Source organism: Rheinheimera sp. WS51 (assembly GCF_050936095.1).
Lineage (GTDB): Bacteria > Pseudomonadota > Gammaproteobacteria > Enterobacterales > Alteromonadaceae > Alishewanella.
The window spans coordinates 666,162-682,827 of record NZ_JBOTRC010000001.1 but is presented as its reverse complement, the minus strand read 5'-3'; the positions used below and the strand labels follow the sequence as shown (position 1 = coordinate 682,827).

16 protein-coding genes are annotated in these 16,666 nt (G+C 39.5%); 9 read left to right on the top strand and 7 right to left on the bottom strand.

The window, feature by feature from the left end; translation table 11 throughout:
• Positions 1 to 113: 113 nt before the first annotated feature.
• Complete coding sequence (gene fabV, locus ACRCA4_RS03170; RefSeq protein WP_433184030.1) at positions 114 to 1,307, bottom strand: enoyl-ACP reductase FabV; 1,194 nt, start codon at positions 1,305 to 1,307, stop codon at positions 114 to 116.
• Positions 1,308 to 1,414: 107 nt separating this feature from the next.
• Positions 1,415 to 1,729, bottom strand: coding sequence for a transcriptional regulator BolA (gene bolA / locus ACRCA4_RS03165; protein ID WP_433184028.1), 315 nt, complete (start codon positions 1,727 to 1,729; stop codon positions 1,415 to 1,417).
• 206 nt (positions 1,730 to 1,935) lie between these two features.
• Here bolA and ACRCA4_RS03160 point away from each other — a divergent pair, with 206 nt between their 5' ends.
• The 5 genes from ACRCA4_RS03160 to ACRCA4_RS03140 all read left to right on the top strand — a co-directional run bounded on the left by ACRCA4_RS03160 (position 1,936) and on the right by ACRCA4_RS03140 (position 6,045).
• The gene (locus ACRCA4_RS03160; protein WP_433184025.1) at positions 1,936 to 3,096 is read left to right on the top strand and encodes a methyltransferase; all 1,161 of its coding nucleotides are present in this window, start codon (positions 1,936 to 1,938) and stop codon (positions 3,094 to 3,096) included.
• Between the two features lie 3 nt (positions 3,097 to 3,099).
• Positions 3,100 to 3,654: a YajG family lipoprotein gene (locus ACRCA4_RS03155; protein WP_433184022.1), complete on the top strand. Its 555-nt coding sequence runs from the start codon at positions 3,100 to 3,102 to the stop codon at positions 3,652 to 3,654.
• 15 nt (positions 3,655 to 3,669) lie between these two features.
• The gene (locus ACRCA4_RS03150; protein WP_433184020.1) at positions 3,670 to 4,281 is read left to right on the top strand and encodes a peptidylprolyl isomerase; all 612 of its coding nucleotides are present in this window, start codon (positions 3,670 to 3,672) and stop codon (positions 4,279 to 4,281) included.
• Positions 4,282 to 4,330: 49 nt separating this feature from the next.
• Positions 4,331 to 4,654 carry a hypothetical protein gene (locus tag ACRCA4_RS03145; RefSeq protein WP_433184017.1) on the top strand — a complete coding sequence of 108 codons (324 nt, stop codon included), beginning with the start codon at positions 4,331 to 4,333 and terminating at the stop codon, positions 4,652 to 4,654.
• 62 nt (positions 4,655 to 4,716) lie between these two features.
• Positions 4,717 to 6,045, top strand: a complete 1,329-nt coding sequence (locus tag ACRCA4_RS03140) for an AmpG family muropeptide MFS transporter (protein WP_433184014.1) — start codon at positions 4,717 to 4,719, stop codon at positions 6,043 to 6,045.
• Between the two features lie 30 nt (positions 6,046 to 6,075).
• Here the strand turns inward: ACRCA4_RS03140 and ACRCA4_RS03135 are convergent, their stop codons facing one another.
• Together ACRCA4_RS03135 and erpA are read right to left on the bottom strand one after the other, a co-directional pair.
• Complete coding sequence (locus ACRCA4_RS03135) at positions 6,076 to 6,324, bottom strand: helix-turn-helix domain-containing protein (RefSeq protein WP_433184011.1); 249 nt, start codon at positions 6,322 to 6,324, stop codon at positions 6,076 to 6,078.
• Between the two features lie 461 nt (positions 6,325 to 6,785).
• The gene (gene erpA, locus ACRCA4_RS03130) at positions 6,786 to 7,127 is read right to left on the bottom strand and encodes an iron-sulfur cluster insertion protein ErpA (RefSeq protein WP_433184008.1); all 342 of its coding nucleotides are present in this window, start codon (positions 7,125 to 7,127) and stop codon (positions 6,786 to 6,788) included.
• A gap of 157 nt (positions 7,128 to 7,284) precedes the next feature.
• Here erpA and ACRCA4_RS03125 point away from each other — a divergent pair, with 157 nt between their 5' ends.
• From ACRCA4_RS03125 to hemL, 4 genes are all read left to right on the top strand, one after another.
• Positions 7,285 to 8,991 carry a chloride channel protein gene (locus ACRCA4_RS03125; protein WP_433184006.1) on the top strand — a complete coding sequence of 569 codons (1,707 nt, stop codon included), beginning with the start codon at positions 7,285 to 7,287 and terminating at the stop codon, positions 8,989 to 8,991.
• Positions 8,988 to 9,419 carry a CopD family protein gene (locus tag ACRCA4_RS03120; protein ID WP_433184003.1) on the top strand — a complete coding sequence of 144 codons (432 nt, stop codon included), beginning with the start codon at positions 8,988 to 8,990 and terminating at the stop codon, positions 9,417 to 9,419. Before ACRCA4_RS03125 ends, ACRCA4_RS03120 begins: the two co-directional genes overlap by 4 nt.
• A 96-nt stretch (positions 9,420 to 9,515) precedes the next feature.
• Positions 9,516 to 10,526 (top strand): aspartate carbamoyltransferase, encoded by a 1,011-nt coding sequence (locus tag ACRCA4_RS03115; RefSeq protein ID WP_433184000.1) that lies wholly within the window; start codon positions 9,516 to 9,518, stop codon positions 10,524 to 10,526.
• A 56-nt stretch (positions 10,527 to 10,582) separates the two neighbouring features.
• Positions 10,583 to 11,863 (top strand): glutamate-1-semialdehyde 2,1-aminomutase, encoded by a 1,281-nt coding sequence (hemL, locus tag ACRCA4_RS03110; protein WP_433183997.1) that lies wholly within the window; start codon positions 10,583 to 10,585, stop codon positions 11,861 to 11,863.
• An 11-nt stretch (positions 11,864 to 11,874) separates the two neighbouring features.
• Here hemL and ACRCA4_RS03105 read toward each other — a convergent pair whose 3' ends face one another.
• The 3 genes from ACRCA4_RS03105 to ACRCA4_RS03095 all read right to left on the bottom strand — a co-directional run bounded on the left by ACRCA4_RS03105 (position 11,875) and on the right by ACRCA4_RS03095 (position 16,663).
• Positions 11,875 to 14,091 carry a winged helix-turn-helix domain-containing protein gene (locus ACRCA4_RS03105; RefSeq protein ID WP_433183994.1) on the bottom strand — a complete coding sequence of 739 codons (2,217 nt, stop codon included), beginning with the start codon at positions 14,089 to 14,091 and terminating at the stop codon, positions 11,875 to 11,877.
• Positions 14,092 to 14,178: 87 nt separating this feature from the next.
• On the bottom strand, positions 14,179 to 14,403 hold the full coding sequence (locus ACRCA4_RS03100; protein WP_433183991.1) for a hypothetical protein: 225 nt from the start codon (positions 14,401 to 14,403) through the stop codon (positions 14,179 to 14,181).
• Positions 14,404 to 14,488: 85 nt separating this feature from the next.
• Positions 14,489 to 16,663 carry a winged helix-turn-helix domain-containing protein gene (locus ACRCA4_RS03095; protein WP_433183988.1) on the bottom strand — a complete coding sequence of 725 codons (2,175 nt, stop codon included), beginning with the start codon at positions 16,661 to 16,663 and terminating at the stop codon, positions 14,489 to 14,491.
• Positions 16,664 to 16,666 lie beyond the last annotated feature (3 nt).

Below are 16,666 nucleotides of genomic sequence, written 5' to 3'. Positions count from 1 at the left end.
CTTGGTCTATTTCACTTTTAATTGATGAATAAAACCAAGCGATATCGTTACTTTTCAGCTTAATTTGTGACGTAAAATGCTAACTAATTTTACTTTTTTTTAAGTTACTCTATTTATTTTACTAAGTTAGCTAGTGGCTGCAGCGGATTAACATCAGCGTTATAGTCAACATGATCATAGCCAAAACCAAACAGACGTAAAAACTCACTATGATAGCCTTTATAATCAGTCAAGGTATCTATGGTTTCTGTTGTCACTTGGTGCCATAAATCGGTAACGGCTTGTTGAATATGATCTTTAAGCTCTTTACCGTCTTGACGTAACCGGCCAGCGCTGTCTAAAGTTGGCGTTTCGCTATATAAGCCTTGGCGGAATAAGCCATTAATCTGCTCAATACAGCCTTCATGTGTGCCCTCTTCTTTCATTACACGATACAATAATGAAATATATAACGGCATAATAGGAATAGCTGAACTAGCCTGCGTTACTAAAGCTTTTAATGACGCCACATAGGCTTTACCATTAATATGGGCTAATTTATTGGTAATCTCAGTTGCTGCGCGGTCTAAATCTTCTTTGGCACGGCCAATGGTTGCTTTGCCATAAATAGGCCAAGTGAGTTTTTCACCGATATAGGTATAAGCTACTGTTTGACAGTTATCCGCTAAAACACCAGCACCGTCTAATTGATTTAACCATCGCTCCCAATCCTCGCCACCCATTACTTTAACGGTATCGAAAATCTCTTGCTCACTAGCAGGCTCTACTGATACATGCTCGATTTCACGTTTGCTTGTATTTAAGGTTTTAGCGGTATAGGCCTCACCTATTGGTTTTAACACTGAGCTATAGACATCGCCGGTTACCGGATCTTTACGTCTTGGTGCTGCCAAACTATAAACCACGAGATCAATTTTGCCCATTTCTTGGCGAATAATATCAATTGCCTGCGCTTTTAATTCATCTGTAAATGCATCGCCATTAATATGTTTATTCCATAGGCCTGCGGCATTTGCAGCTTGTTCAAAAGCAACAGTGTTATACCACCCAGCCGAAGCAGTTTTGCTTTCAGTTGGTTCTTTTTCAAAAAAGATGCCTAAAGTTTTAGCGCCAGAACCAAAAGCGGCTGTAATGCGTGACGCTAAGCCATATCCTGTTGAAGCTCCTATTACTAATACATTTTTAGGGCCTTCACTTATGTCACCTAACGATTTAACGTACTCAATCTGTTCGTTGACATGCTCAGCACAACCGACGGGATGCGCATTAGTACAAATAAAACCACGAATTTTAGGTTGAATAACCATGACAGCTCCTGCTGTTATTGCGAAAAATTGACGCTAGTGTAAAACTTTACCAGCAAAAACAGGTCTGATCAGCGCAAAACTAATCTATTTACCCGTTTATGCTACCCCTATTTACCGCCGCCATAACATTTTGGAGAGGCGGGAACGTGTTCTGCTTGCTGCTTACTCCACTCTTCAGGCGTATAAGTATGGATAGCTAATGCATGTATTTGCTTAGCTAATTCTTCAGCTAACACGGTATTAACTGCCCTATGGCGCTGTAATAAACGCTGCCCTGCAAAGGTTTCGCTTACTATCACCACATTAAAATGTGATTCCGAGCCTTCTGGCACATTATGCTTATAGCTTTCATTTTTCACCTGCAAAAAAATAGGCGAAAATGCATCTTGTAGCTTTTGCTCTATAATTGGATAAACCACCATTATATAACCTCTTATGCTGAGAATGCTGTCGTTAATTTAAGCCTAACTCGACAATTGCCGCCATACTATACGCCAAACTTGTCTAGCCACAAAACTAGGTATTTTATTGACCTGCTTGTTGATTAATTCATTGACTTGCTTTTGCTAGTTGTCGGTATGGCAATGCCGTGTCAAAATGGGGGCCTTATTTATTAAAATGTGTTGCTATGAATATTAATTTTCAAACCCAAACCGGTACCTTACAATTGCGTCGCTGGCCATTAAACCAGCCAAATACTAGCTTACAGGCTTGGGATGCGGCTGATGAGTTACTGATTACTCATGCTATTGAGGCTATTAATCAATTTGCAGCAACGCAACAGCGCCAGCCTAAGGTGCTAATAATCAATGATAGTTTTGGTGCTTTATCTTGTGCATTAGCTGATTGCCAGCAAATACAGGTTAATGATTCATTTTTAGCCGAACAGGGCACCTTATATAATAGACAACAAAACAACCTTTCAACACAAAACTTAAACCAGATTACTAGCTTAGATACATACCCAGATGCAGATATAGTGCTACTTAAGCTCCCTAGTAACCATAGCTATTTACAGTATATTCTCCAGCAGCTAGCCAAGGTTGTTAACGATAAAACGGTTATTTTATCCAGCGCGAAAGCTAAAGATATCACCCGCAATGTGATGACAATGTTCGAGCAAAGCTTAGGACCAAGTTCAGCTTCTTTAACCGTTAAGAAGTGCCGTCTTATCACTAGCCAATTTAGCAACAAACCACAACAGGCTAAAACTGTTACTTTTCCTATTGTTTGGCCATTAGAAGGTACAGATTTTACTGTGGTTAATCATGCCAATGTATTTTCACGTGAAAAGCTCGACTTAGGTGCTAGGGTGCTGTTACAGCATATTCCGCAAATGCAAGATCACTATACTGTTATTGATCTAGGCTGTGGTAATGGTGTTTTAGGATTAAAACTATTACAGCAAGATAAGCAGATTAAGCTTATTTTATGCGATGAATCTTATATGGCTATTGATTCAGCTCGACAAACCATCGCTAACAATTTGCCGCAACAACTAGCCCAGTGCCAGTTTATTATTGATGACTGTTTACAAAAACAAACCGATAAATCAGCCGATTACATTATTTGCAACCCGCCATTTCATCAACAACAAGCTGTGACTCGGCATATTGCTAATCAAATGTTTACCGATGCTAAGCGCGTGCTTAAGCAAGGGGGCCATTTTCGTATTGTGGCTAATCGTCACTTGAATTATGCAGAGGTATTACAACGCTTATTTGGTAATTGTCGGCAATTAGCGGCTGATCCCAAGTTTGTTATCTTAGAAGCAATAAAAAGGAGTTAATCAATGCGTTACCTGCTAGTTTTTATGCTGTTGTTAATCAGCGCATGTAGTAATAACCCGACTAAATTTATTTTGGCTCCTCAGGCTTTTGCGCCCCAAAATCAAGCTTTAAGCCAAACTAGGTTTAACCTTCAGTTAGTTGATAGCCGCGCTATGCCCTATACCTTAAAGGTAATGAATGGTAATAAAAGCTTTCAATTAAAAACTAGCAATGACTTATTGAGCCATTTAAAAACAACAATTACCCAAGCATTAACTGAGCAAGGGGCGGCAATCAATAGTAGTAATGATTATCAAGTTAAGATCCAAATAGCTCAGTTACAGGCCTTAGTTCAACAGAACACTTTAGATCACACAGTAACTAACCAAGTTGCCTTTATTATTAATGTACAAACCGCAGCGGGCGCTTTTACCAAAACTTACTCAGGTGATGGAAATTACACAGGACCATTCACAATAGACGTTGCTGCTGTAGAGCGCGAGCTACGCTTATTAACTGAACAGGTGCTAAGCCAATTATTGCAAGACTCAAGCTGGCAACATTTTTTACGCAGCTAATTACGGAGCTAAGCCATGAAATATAAACTGTTACTGCCCCTATTTTTGTTACTAATCCTAGTAAGTATTAGCCAGAGTACTTTTGCTAATCCTGGTCAATTTGTTCAACCTAATAATTTATTCCCTAAAGTATTAATTAGCACTAACTTAGGCGATATAGAAGTCGAGCTTGATCGCAGTCGTGCGCCGATTACGGTCAATAATTTTCTAAGCTATGTTAAAGAAAAGAGATATAACAATACTGTTTTTCATCGCCTAGAGCCAGAATATGTATTACAAGGTGGTGGTTACAAATCTGACTTTACTACTATAGAAGAGCGTGAGTCTATTTTTAACGAATCGGGTAATGGCTTAAAAAACCAATACGGAACTATAGCTATGGCTAGATTAAATGATCCTCATAGTGCAACTAGCCAGTTTTTCTTTAATTTAAAAGACAACCCAAATTTAGATCCAGGATCACGCTGGGGCTACGCTGTATTTGGTCGTATTAGCGCAGGCGAGTCAGTGTTAGAAACCATTCGTGAGCAAGCCACTGATGTATCGCCAAAGTTAGGCTGGCCTAACGTGCCGGTTGAACCTATTGTAATTAAGATGATCCGCGTATTGCCTGAGCCAGAACTGTAAAACCAGCTATAATCAAGTTAATTACTCTGCTTAAGAGGGTATTTAACGCATGATTCTTGAACATTTTATTGATTCAAAAGCTCAGCAGCTAATTAAATATGCATCGGCCTACTTTTCAGGCCAACTGCTTTATAACGAGTTACACCTTTTTATTTGGGACACATTAGAGGAATGGGCGCAATACTCAGTAACCTCTTGCGCTGAGTGTGACGATTATGAACGTGTTTTTTGGTATTTAATCCATCAATTAGAATATTGGCCTGAAGCAGAGTTAATTCATAACCAGCCATTACGCTTACATATTCAGTATTGTCTGCGCTTTTTACAGGGCTCAGGTATTGCTCCGGCTAATTGTATAGGTATTAGACCATAAACACTTGACCTCACTAAATTGAGCAGTAAAGTAACAGCTGTTGTCGCTATTGAGTATTTCCTTTGTCTTTTATTATTAGTAGCCTACGTGGCTTACATATTTATTTTCAGCGTCGCGTTCTTAGCATCTTCATCTTAGGCTTCTCTAGTGGTTTGCCACTAATGTTAGTATTTGGTGTTTTATCTTTTTGGTTACGTGAAGCTGGCGTATCACGGGCTGATATTGGCTATTTTAGCTGGGTTGCTTTAGCCTATGCCTTTAAATGGTTATGGTCGCCTTTAGCCGATCACTTGAAAATTCCCTTTTTACATGCTTGGTTAGGCCGTCGGCGTAGCTGGTTATTACTATCACAAGTTACTGTAATTACAGCAATAGCCGCTATGGCCTTTTCTGATCCGCAACAGAACCTAGCATTGATGGCGGTATTTGCGGTTATTTTAGCTTTTGCTTCTGCAACCCAAGATATTAATGTCGATGCATTTCGTATAGAAACCGCTCCTGATACGTTGCAAGCAGCTTTAGCTGCGGCCTATTTAACTGGCTACCGCTTAGCGATGATTTTAGCTTCTGCTGGCACCTTATGGTTGGCTGCTTTATATTCAACCGGTACCGGCTATGACTTAACCGCTTGGCAGCTGACCTACGCTACCATGGCACTTTGCATGTTACCGGGCTTATTCACTACCTTATTAAGTAAAGAGCCTAACAGCCAACTTAAGCATGGCACGACACAAGAAGGCCGCTTTAAGTTATTACTTTGGTTAAAAACGGCCGTATTGGCTTCTTTCATTGATTTTATCGTTCGTTATAAATGGCACGCCTTATTAATCTTAAGTTTAATATCTTGCTACAGATTGTCAGATATTGTTATGGGCGTTATGGCAAATACTTTTTATGTTGATATGGGTTATAGCAAAGAAGAAATAGCCAGTATTTCAAAAGTTTTCGGTGTCATTATGACATTATTAGGCGCTGCATTAGGTGGAATTCTCATAAACCAATTTGGGATTTTGCGTATTTTATTCTTAGGGGCAATTTTAAGCGCTGCTACCAATCTTTTATTTGCTGTTTTAAGCACCCTTGGTCATGATCTAATTTGGCTAACCGTTGTTATTTCAGCCGATAACCTTAGTGCTGGCATTGCAACTAGTGCTTTTATTGCTTATTTATCCTCCCTAGTTAATTTAGCTTTTACCGCAACACAGTATGCTATCTTTAGCTCTCTTATGTTATTGCTTCCTAAATTTGTTGGTGGTTTTTCTGGCGTTATGGTGCAATCCTTAGGCTACAACCAATTTTTTATTGTTAGCGCCTTATTAGGGATCCCAGCATTAACTTTAATACTACTCCTGAATAAATTTACGCCTAGAATAAAAAACACCGCTAATTAGCGGTGTTTTTTATTCTATATATTGTTAACGCTAATACTCGCCTTCTAATACTTTGGTAATACCTTCTGCTGGATTAACCTCTAGTGCTTGGCAATATCGTACAAACTCAATGACATCAAGCCTTCTTTCTTGGTTTTCTACTTTACCAATAAAAGAGTGTGGTGCTCCTAAAATTTCAGATAAGCTGCGCATAGTATGACCTTTTTCTTGGCGTTGTCGCTTTAGCCAAACACATAAGCGCTTATTTTCTTCAGACGTGACACTTTTAGTACCTTTCATATTATTATTCTCCCGGTAGTTAATGTCGCTATAGCAATGTTCAGTTGTTGCAAAACGCAACCAGTAAACCTTATTGCAAAAACGCAATAAGCAAAGTGGATCGGTTAATTAAACCACAGCTCACCAAGAGCGTACAGCACAACCGCGAAAACATTTAACATTTTAGGGTACTAAAGCAGCTATATTCAGCTGGCTAATAGATGCTAGTATAGAGATGAGTAAAGGTTATTATTAAGGTTTCAGCACAATCATGATTAAATTATTGTATTTTATACCATTAATTATGTGTGGATTATGGTTTTGGTATTTAAAATCACATAATTGGACAATTAAGCAAGGCTGGAAAGGATTTGCTTATATTATTAGCTTTAATTTAGCCATTGCAGCTATGCTAACGATATTAATACAGCTAACTCAGCGCTAATGGCGTGCTAGCTGTATTAATTTTATAGGTCATGCCCTTACACTGAGAAAGAAGAACCACAACCACATGTTGTACTAGCGTTTGGGTTTTGCACTAAGAAACGACTACCTTGTAGGCCTTCGGTGTAATCAACAACACCGCCCATTAAATATTGCAGGCTCATTGGATCAACAACCATTGAAACGCCCTGCTTTTCAACAACAAAATCACCGTCATTTACTTTTTCGTCAAACGTAAAGCCGTACTGGAAGCCTGAACAACCGCCACCAGTAATATATACCCGTAACTTTAGTGCCGGATTTTCCTCTTCAGCAACGAGTAATGCGACCTTTTTTGCCGCCGCTTCAGTAAACTCAATTGGTACTGCAGGATCTGACATAATAACTCCATCGTTTAACGCTAAGTACAAATTATCTAATACTTGACTGTTTTATTCAAGTATTCACTTTTATATTATACAGGTATAAAAGCTTTAATAACGCGCAATCAATTGCTTATGTTACACTAATTATAACGAACTTTTTACGGTGTTAACTATGCAACGCTGGAAAATTTGGCTTCCTTCTTTGCAGCGGCGATTAGCGCTGGCTCAAACATCTTGGCAGTTATGTCTACTGGCTATATTAGGTGGCCTTGTTGCGGCATTACTTATTATTTTATTCCGCTTAGCCATTATCGGCATTCAAGCATTTTTTTTAGATAAAAGTGATGATTTCTCGACTGTTCCTGCTGATATTCGGTGGATGTTACCTATCGCTGGGGCTGTTTTAATCGGTATTATCGCTGCAATTACTGGTTATAAACATTATCGTTTAGGTATTCCTTTTGTCATTAGTCGAATTAAAATTAAGTATGGCTTAATGCCTTTTCGCAATACTTTTAATCAATTTTTTGGTGGCATTATCGCCTTAAGCAGCGGTTTTTCTGTCGGTCGAGAAGGTCCTTCTGTCCATCTTGGTGCTTATGGTGCTAGTACTATAGGTAAATACCTACAGCTACCTTTTAATAGTATTCGAATTCTTGCCGGCTGTGGTATTGCTGCCGGTATTTCTGCTTCATTTAATACCCCTTTAGCCGCTGTGCTTTTTGTTATGGAAGTGGTACTGAGGGAATATCGTGTTCACGTTTTTATTCCTATTATGCTGGCCTCTGTTGTTGGCTCTATAGTGACACAAGCGGTGTTTGATAATACATCGGAACTTGCCTTATTAGATATTGTTGCTATTAGTGGCTGGCATTTACCCTACCTAGTACTCTGTGGTGTTATTTTTGGCGTTATCGCTTTTGTTTTTAATAACAATTTAATGCTATTACTTAAACTTTTTAAAAAATGGCCATTAGCTATTCGACTTTGTCTAGCAGGAATTATTACTGCGGCTATTGGTTATATTATTCCACTGGCAATGGGTGCTGAAACAGGGGCTATTTTTTACGCTATTAATGCACCTGATGACATTAGTTTATTATTAATTATTTTCATAGGTAAGATGTTATTAACCTTATTCGCATTAGGTTTAGGCGTACCTGGGGGAGTAATTGGGCCTGTTTTTGGTTTAGGCATTGTACTTGGCACCTTATTAGCTATAGTTCCAGCACTCATTACGGGTGATAATAGTCTAGCAGGCACTTACGCTTTATTAGGTATGGCCGGGTTAATGGCCGCAACCATGCACGCCCCTCTAGCAGCCTTAGTTGCCGTAATGGAATTAGCTAATAACCCCACTATTATTGTCCCTGCTATGCTAGTAATAGCGACAGCCTATGTCACTGCGGTGCAACTGTTTAATAATAAATCAATTTTTTTATTGCAGTTAGATTTTTTACAGATGCCCTATAAGTTATCTCCGGCTAACGACGTATTACAAAAAGTAGGAGCACTCGCTGTACTAGACACTAATTATCAACTGTTGCATAACCCAGATGACGAAACAGTGATGCAAGCATTAGATAATTTAACTCCTCCAGCTCAGTTACTTGTAAAAAGAGGAGAAGGTAACGAAACACAATTTTTGTTAGCCAATTACGATGTTCAATTATCTATGACAAGCGATAGCGCTTTAAAATATCTGCCTTTAGTAGGCTTAAGCCATCAAGTTACCCTCGCTGAGGTTTTCTCAATATTAGAAGAGCCAAAAGAGGGTGCAGTATATATATACCGACAGCAAGATCCTTGTCAGCTAATGGGGATTATTCGCTGGGATCAAATACGCACATTATTAATTAAACAGAATAACTTACTATGACAACACTATTAATCTATAAAGCTTTACACCTGTTTTTTATGGTCGCTTGGTTTGCCGGCATTTTTTACCTTCCACGGTTATTTGTTTACCATGCTCAAACTCAAAGTCCTGATTGTGATCAGCAATTTAAAATAATGGAGCGTCGTCTGCTCTATTTTGTGACTCCTTTTGCACTGCTAACTTTAGTTTTTGGCGGCTTACTTATTTATAGCTACGGCTTAGCTTGGTTTAAATTTAGCCATTGGCTGCATGCAAAATTGCTGCTGGTATTTCTTTTATATCTTTATCATGGCTATTGTTTCAAATTACTGGCTGACTTTAAAAACAATAACAATCAACGAAGCGCTCGCTTTTATCGCATTTTTAATGAGCTTCCAGTGCTAGTTCTATTAGCAGTTGTATTATTAGCCGTGCTTAAACCTTTTTGAACAAACTCGCTTTTAATCTAGGTTCTTGGGTATAATGGCCAGTAGTTACTGGCCAATTCTGGCAGTGATAACATCTTACCAACGAGAGTGCTAAATATGAGCTTCACAGGCGAACATATTCTTTCTGTACATCAATTTGACCGCGATAGTATCCAGCAGATTTTTCAAATTGCCCGCAATATGGCTCCTTATGCCAGCCGCCAGAAGCGGACAAAAGTATTAGAAGGCGCTATTTTAGGTAATTTATTTTTTGAGCCAAGCACCCGAACCCGTGTTAGCTTTGGTTGTGCCTTTAACTTGTTAGGTGGTGAAGTGCGTGAAACTACCGGTATGGAAAGTTCGGCTTTAGCTAAAGGTGAATCGTTATTTGATACAGCGCGGGTAATTAGTAGCTACAGCGATGTTATTGCCATGCGCCACCCTCAGGCGGGATCGGTTGCTGAATTTGCTTTGGGCAGTAGAGTACCCGTTATTAATGGTGGTGACGGTGCTAATGAGCATCCTACTCAAGCCCTATTAGACTTGTTTACTATAGAGCGTGAACTTGCTGCTTCTGGCTTAACTGTCGATGGTATGCATATCGCAATGGTCGGCGATCTTAAACATGGCAGAACAGTACATTCACTCTCTAAGTTATTATGCTTGTTCAAAAATATTCGTTTTACTCTGATCGCGCCTCATGCTCTGGCTATGCCGGATGAAATTACAGGTGCAATTGAAACTGCTGGTCATCAAGTCACTATTACCGATACTTTAGAAGGCAATCTAAGTGCTGATATTGTTTATCAGACTCGGATCCAAGAAGAGCGTTTTAGCAGCAAAGAAGAAGCTAACTTATATCGCGGCAAGTTTCGTTTAAACCAACAAATTTATACGCGCTATTGTAAGTCTAATACCGTCATTATGCATCCGTTGCCACGTGATTCTCGCTCAGATGCGAACGAGCTTGATAACGACTTAAACCTGAACCCTAACTTGGCCATATTTCGTCAAGCTGACAATGGCGTATTAGTACGCATGGCTTTATTTGCCTTAACCTTAGGTGTTGCTGATAAGGTTAAAGATTACGAGTGTGCTGTGCCTTGGTTTAGTAATAAGAATGCTTAATTAAAGCCGCTTTCTAACTGTTTAATTATTTAAAGTCACTATTAGGATCACTATTTATGTCGATTTCAGAACAACTATTCGCCCGCGCTCAACGCACTATTCCAGGAGGTGTAAACTCACCGGTTCGTGCTTTTAGTAGTGTTGGTGGTACGCCTGTATTTATTGATCATGCTGATGGCGCTTATATGTTTGATGTTGATGGTAAGCAATATATTGATTACATCGGCTCTTGGGGACCAATGTTATTGGGCCATAACCATCCAGCTATTCGTAAAGCCGTTATTGAGGCCGCTGAAAAAGGTTTAAGCTTTGGCGCACCCTGCGCGACCGAAGTTGATATGGCTGAGATGGTCGCTAAGCTAGTCCCTAGCATGGAAATGGTTCGGATGGTCAGTTCAGGTACCGAAGCAACCATGAGTGCTATTCGTTTAGCTCGAGGCTATACCAATAGAAATACTATTGTTAAGTTTGAAGGTTGCTATCATGGCCATGCAGATTCTTTATTAGTCAAAGCTGGTTCAGGGGCATTAACCTTAGGCGTACCGAATTCTCCTGGTGTGCCAGCTGATTTTGCCAAATATACTTTAACCTGTGAGTTTAATAACCTAGATCAGCTTAAACAAACCTTTGCGGCTCATGGCGATGATATTGCTTGTATTATTGTTGAGCCAGTGGCCGGTAATATGAATTGTATTCCTCCAAGGGAAGGTTTTTTACAAGGTTTACGTCAACTGTGTGACCAATATGGTGCTGTGCTTATTTTTGACGAAGTAATGACCGGCTTTAGAGTGGCACTAGGCGGTGCGCAAGCGGTATACAATGTAAAACCAGATCTTACCACTTTAGGTAAAATTATAGGTGGCGGCATGCCAGTGGGTGCTTTTGGTGGCAAAAAAGAAATTATGCACCATATCGCGCCTTTAGGTCCGGTTTACCAAGCGGGCACCTTATCAGGTAACCCTATCGCAATGGCTGCAGGTTTAGCTTCTTTAACTGAATTAAGTAAGCCGGGCGTTTATGAGACCTTAACCAAAAAGACTCAGGTGTTAGTTAATGGTATTGCTGCGGCTGCGAAAAAACATAATATCCCATTGAGCACTAACCAAGTCGGCGCTATGTTTGGTTTGTTTTTTAGCAAAGAAGAAAACATTACTAACTTTGCTCAAGCTACACAGTGTGATACTGAAGCCTTTAATCGCTTCTTCCATCTAATGCTACAACATGGTGTGTATTTAGCGCCTTCAGCCTATGAGGCAGGGTTTATTTCATTAGCCCACTCAGATGACGATATTGCTCATACCATAGCTGCTGCCGAAAAAAGCTTCGCCGCATTGTAATAGCAAAGCTTTTAATTTCGTTGTTGCAACCAAACAATATCGGTATCAAACGGCCTAGCTTTTACTATAAAACCTAGGCCGTTTTCATTGCTGTATATGCCTAATGGCCAAGTATCATCTGGCAACTTAGCTTGTTTCACTTGCTGTGATGACCATAAATAACTATCTAGCGTTTTTGTTATTGGATTTAACCAATAAATCCCACTTCGATCAGTAAACCACTGCTGTGCTGTCAGCTGACGCCAATCAAGCCCAACTGGCAACAACTTAACTAACTGTACCTTGCCATCTGTAAACGAGATAACTTGTAAAGTGGGATCAGTCGCCTGTTGAATAACCAATTGCTGATTAATCCCACAACGCACATCTACCACATCTTTATATAGTAGTTTTGGCCCTTGCTCTGACTCAGTGAAAAGTTGCCATTCGTTATCGTTAAGCTCGGTCCAAAACAGTTGTTGCTGGCAGCTAGTATAACGCCCTGGGCTCTTCGCCTGCTGCTGAGCTAATGTAAGCTCAGAGCTGGAGGGATCCAATTGGTATAACTGGTTATTCGCCACTAACATTAATTGGTTTTTATGCCAGAATAACTGCCTTAATTGCTTGGCCTGAGTAAACTGGGTTAGTTGTCTGTTTTCTCCAGAAGACGAATGTAGCCATACTTGGCTAAGCCCAGTGCGCTCTGAGACATAAGCATATAACCCACCATTTTTACTCGGTAAATACTCACTTCTGTTACTAACTTGCCATGCCGACAATCTAGCTTCATATTTAGCTGTGTTATCAATATGATAAATATCGCTAGTATAGTTCAAATACTGTGTTGCTAATACTTGTCGAGGGTAACGCAAGGGCTGAATTAAGCTTTGGCTTAATGGTCCTAAACTTTGCTCAGTACCCGCTTTTAAATCATAAATTTGTAATTGTTGATTAAAACCCGACAATAGTAATTCAGATTTATCCCACCATGTCATATGACTAACTTTACGATCAAAGCGATGACGTATCGATAAAGCTTGGGTTTTAAGGTCTATTTCAACTAATACCGTATTATATGGACTTTCATGAGCTAGCATTAAAAGTTTATTTTGTTGTAGTAATGTAGCCGATACGCTGTGCCAATTTAATTTAAATGAAGCCAACAAACTGGCAGTTTGTGAAACGTCGCCAAGCCACAACTCTAACACCTGCTGTTCAGTTGCTTGTTTTGCTAGATCAAGCCATAACCACTGGTCTTGCCACCTAACAACTGCATTATTAAAATGCTGCTTACAGCGCCATAATAACGCTGGTTTCGCAACCTCAGGGTAAAGTTGCTGCTTATAGATACCACACTTAATTTTATCGGTTTGACCACTAAAAATAATATGATTATTATCTAGCCACTGGCTTGGCGCTAAGGCTAGATAGTCTTGCTTTAAAAACCTAACGCGTCGACTAATTAAGCTTTGTTGTACCCAGCTTAATGTTGATTGTCCCATCTTTTTATGTTGAAAAATGACCTCTGTCTGCTCAACATTTAAAATGGGCCAATACTCTTGTCCATTTAATGCGCTAATGGGTACCAGACTATCTGGCATTTTTAGCAGCGGATCTGTGGTATAAATTGATAAAATATAGGCTACGCTTGCTGAACAAATTAATAGCATTAGGGTAGAAAACAACACAAAGCGCCAACTGCTACTATTATCACTTTGATTATTTTTAGCGCTTTTGTCGCCAACGATTGGGGACAAAGCTTGTGTTAAAGCTGGTTGAATAACTTTGCTTACTAATGGGTATGCTTCTGGAGCGGCTTCTTGGTTTATAGCTGTTTTATTTACAGGCTCTACTACTGGTTCCGCTAATAAGGCTAAGGTTGTTATCTGAGTTTCAGTACTTTGACTAGCCTCAACTTTTGTAACTTCAGCAATCCAGCAATAACCTTCTCTTGGCATAGTTTGAATATAACGAGGAGCCTTAACGTCATCTTTAAGTACTTTACGCAAAGCGCCTATCGCACGCATAACCGCAGCGTCTGAGCCTGAATCATCAGACCAAACGTTTTCTAGTAAAGTCTGTTTAGACAATACTATAGTAGGCTGCTGTATAAAGAAGTTAAGTAAACGCTGTAATAATGGCTCTAATCTAATACCGCCATCGGTATTATTCTTTATTGCACGTATTCGGCCTTCAATAACCTCATAGTGCCAATCACCAAAAAGCACTACCGGCTCCCGCTCTGCCATAAAAAAATCCGTTCGACAATTTGAATCATCGAACGGAGTATACCTGAATCTAACTTAATCTTTTATCTTTGTAGAGTAAGTAACTATTTAAGCTAATCTGCTAGAGTCATTATCTTTAGACGTCGTGTCTGTGTCTTTTTCTTTATCTCGCATATCTGGATCTGTACACAATGGGAAGATAATACAAGCTAACAGTTGACTTTCAGCAGGTTGTTCATTTAGTAGATTATATTCTTGCTCAGAATTTACTGCTATCGGCTGGTTCATAAGTAGCTGGCCAAGTAAAACACTTGATGCAAATAGTGATACCATTTTTATTCCTCTATAGTTATGTCGGCAACACATCCAACCTAAAACAATAAAAATAAAATAACCTAATATTTAACCGATAAAATTATTATAAAGAACCGATATCAGGCGTAAACTCAGCAATATCGATATCACCTAGTTCATATTCTAAATAAAAAATCTCACTTTCATTAGCATTAAGACTAAAACGCTCTAATTGCATTCCATCTTGAACCACTACACTTTTCTGCTGCTGAAAGTCATAAAAACGTAGCTGATATTCCTCTAAAGCTCCGATAAAATAGGCATAGTATATACCTCTAAACCCCAACCAAAATTGCAAAGACACCTGCGCTTCAGGTATGTCTATTGCTAGCTTCTGTGCCTGGTTATCATCATATTGGATATAAAAGTGCTTATTGCTGCTATCGCGCCAAAAGTGATAAGTTGTGCGGGGGCTTTCTAAATAGAGTTCTCTATCTGTAGCATGAACACTTTTTACTTCGTTATGGCTGGTACTTTGTTTGACTATTTGCCAACGCCCTTGCTTAGACTCTGCATAATAAATACTCTCACCTGATTTAGCCCAGCTGGGCATATTAATAATAGCCTTCTCATCTCCGGCGATATGCTGCAGTTTTTGCTTTGCATCAAGCAGCCAGAGTTGATTATTTAATTGTATTAATAGCTGCTGGCCATCTGGCGAAAAGCTAATGCTGCGAAAACGTCTGTTTTTTGCAAAGAATGTCATCTGTTGCTGGCGACCATCAGGGTAAAAATACCAAACTTGCGGTATACCTGAGCGCCTAGATACCACTGCAGTAGGCCCCTCACTGTTCGGGTTTACTTCAATATAGGTTTCATTACGATTAGAGCTAAATACCACTTGATCAACTGCAGCACCAGCTAATAAAGGGTTAGTTACTTTTTTAATATTCATTCGAGAAAAGTTTCCAGCAGATACCATAACTTTACCCGAGGAGGTCACCTGTAATTCACTGGCATAATCATCAGTAAAAGCAAAAATATTGCTTTGTAAGGTGTCAATATCAACTCGACTTAGCGTCGATGCACCTGACGGATAAATAATTGCGGTATCGTCTAAGTTCCAATCAACATTACCGGGGTAAATATCTTTAATAGCAACAATAAATTGGGTCGCGCGGCTAGCTAAGTCTAATAACCAAATTTGCGCTGAGCCTGAAGCATCACGTAAAAAAACCAACTTATCGCCCTTGCGCGAGAAACGCGCCGCATAATCGCCAAAACTACTAGCAGAAGGCACAGTTAACTGCTCTGGGGTTTTGCTATCTAATGCCAGCATTTTTAAAACCATCTGGCGTTGCTCAGCCTCTAACTCAGGGTAAACTAAATAATGATCATCCGGCGACCAAGCTATTCGTGCTGAAATAGAATTGTCTGCGCACTTAACTAACAACGTATCGTCTATTAATTGCTGTTGTTGTAAATGGATTAGCCTAATTTCACAGCTACCATCAGGATATAAACGCTGGTAAGCTATTTTTGTTGCATCGCGGTTAAATACTGCGCCAAAGCTATTATATTCGGCAGAGGTTAATGTTATACGCTGATTTAACTGTAAGTCTTCTAGCAATAAAACAGCGCTGACATCATTATTACGCTTATAACTATAAACTAAATATCGTTCATCCAAAGAGGTATGATGATAAAACTCTAAACCATCTAAAGCAGTGATATGGCGATAACGATGCATAGCCGTACTGAGTTCGGTTGGCTCGCTGTCATTACTCTGAATTAATCCCACTAGCAAGGCTACTACAACAAATAAAACCGCAAATGCAATTGCAATATAACTAAATACCTTTTTTGATTTCGCTTGAGAGTAAGTTTGAGCAACAGCAGTAGACCCAGTATCAGTGGGAGTATCGTCTGACGTTTGATTGTCTGTTTCTAACGTAAGCGGTGTAACAGGGGCAATAAAACGATAGCCGCGTTTAGGAATAGTTTCAATATAGCTAGGCTCTTTCGTGTCATCACCTAAGGCCACTCTAAGCACACGAATAACTCGTGTAACGCGGCCGTCGGAAACATCTTGAATGCCCCACACTTTAAGTAATAATTCATCTTTAGTGACTAACTTACCTGCATTAACAATAAAATAGTTAATCACTTTTTGACATAAATTATCAAGATCAGTAACGTCACTAATTTCACCCTGAGCATCTAGCTTAACCAGCTTATCCTGCTCAGGCAAATACTGCCAATCGCCAACCTGTAATGGTTGATCTGGTTTTATAGTCATAGA

What these genes read in the sequence shown, in the direction of transcription:
- hemL (WP_433183997.1), top strand. Translation starts at nt 10,583, where the DNA reads ATGTCGATTTCAGAACAACTATTCGCCCGCGCTCAACGCACTATTCCA.
- ACRCA4_RS03115 (WP_433184000.1), top strand. Translation starts at nt 9,516, where the DNA reads ATGAGCTTCACAGGCGAACATATTCTTTCTGTACATCAATTTGACCGC.
- ACRCA4_RS03145 (WP_433184017.1), top strand. Translation starts at nt 4,331, where the DNA reads ATGATTCTTGAACATTTTATTGATTCAAAAGCTCAGCAGCTAATTAAA.
- ACRCA4_RS03150 (WP_433184020.1), top strand. Translation starts at nt 3,670, where the DNA reads ATGAAATATAAACTGTTACTGCCCCTATTTTTGTTACTAATCCTAGTA.
- erpA (WP_433184008.1), bottom strand. Translation starts at nt 7,127, where the DNA reads ATGTCAGATCCTGCAGTACCAATTGAGTTTACTGAAGCGGCGGCAAAA.
- ACRCA4_RS03105 (WP_433183994.1), bottom strand. Translation starts at nt 14,091, where the DNA reads ATGGCAGAGCGGGAGCCGGTAGTGCTTTTTGGTGATTGGCACTATGAG.
- bolA (WP_433184028.1), bottom strand. Translation starts at nt 1,729, where the DNA reads ATGGTGGTTTATCCAATTATAGAGCAAAAGCTACAAGATGCATTTTCG.
- ACRCA4_RS03155 (WP_433184022.1), top strand. Translation starts at nt 3,100, where the DNA reads ATGCGTTACCTGCTAGTTTTTATGCTGTTGTTAATCAGCGCATGTAGT.
- ACRCA4_RS03100 (WP_433183991.1), bottom strand. Translation starts at nt 14,403, where the DNA reads ATGGTATCACTATTTGCATCAAGTGTTTTACTTGGCCAGCTACTTATG.
- ACRCA4_RS03120 (WP_433184003.1), top strand. Translation starts at nt 8,988, where the DNA reads ATGACAACACTATTAATCTATAAAGCTTTACACCTGTTTTTTATGGTC.
- fabV (WP_433184030.1), bottom strand. Translation starts at nt 1,307, where the DNA reads ATGGTTATTCAACCTAAAATTCGTGGTTTTATTTGTACTAATGCGCAT.
- ACRCA4_RS03125 (WP_433184006.1), top strand. Translation starts at nt 7,285, where the DNA reads ATGCAACGCTGGAAAATTTGGCTTCCTTCTTTGCAGCGGCGATTAGCG.
- ACRCA4_RS03135 (WP_433184011.1), bottom strand. Translation starts at nt 6,324, where the DNA reads ATGAAAGGTACTAAAAGTGTCACGTCTGAAGAAAATAAGCGCTTATGT.
- ACRCA4_RS03160 (WP_433184025.1), top strand. Translation starts at nt 1,936, where the DNA reads ATGAATATTAATTTTCAAACCCAAACCGGTACCTTACAATTGCGTCGC.
- ACRCA4_RS03095 (WP_433183988.1), bottom strand. Translation starts at nt 16,663, where the DNA reads ATGACTATAAAACCAGATCAACCATTACAGGTTGGCGATTGGCAGTAT.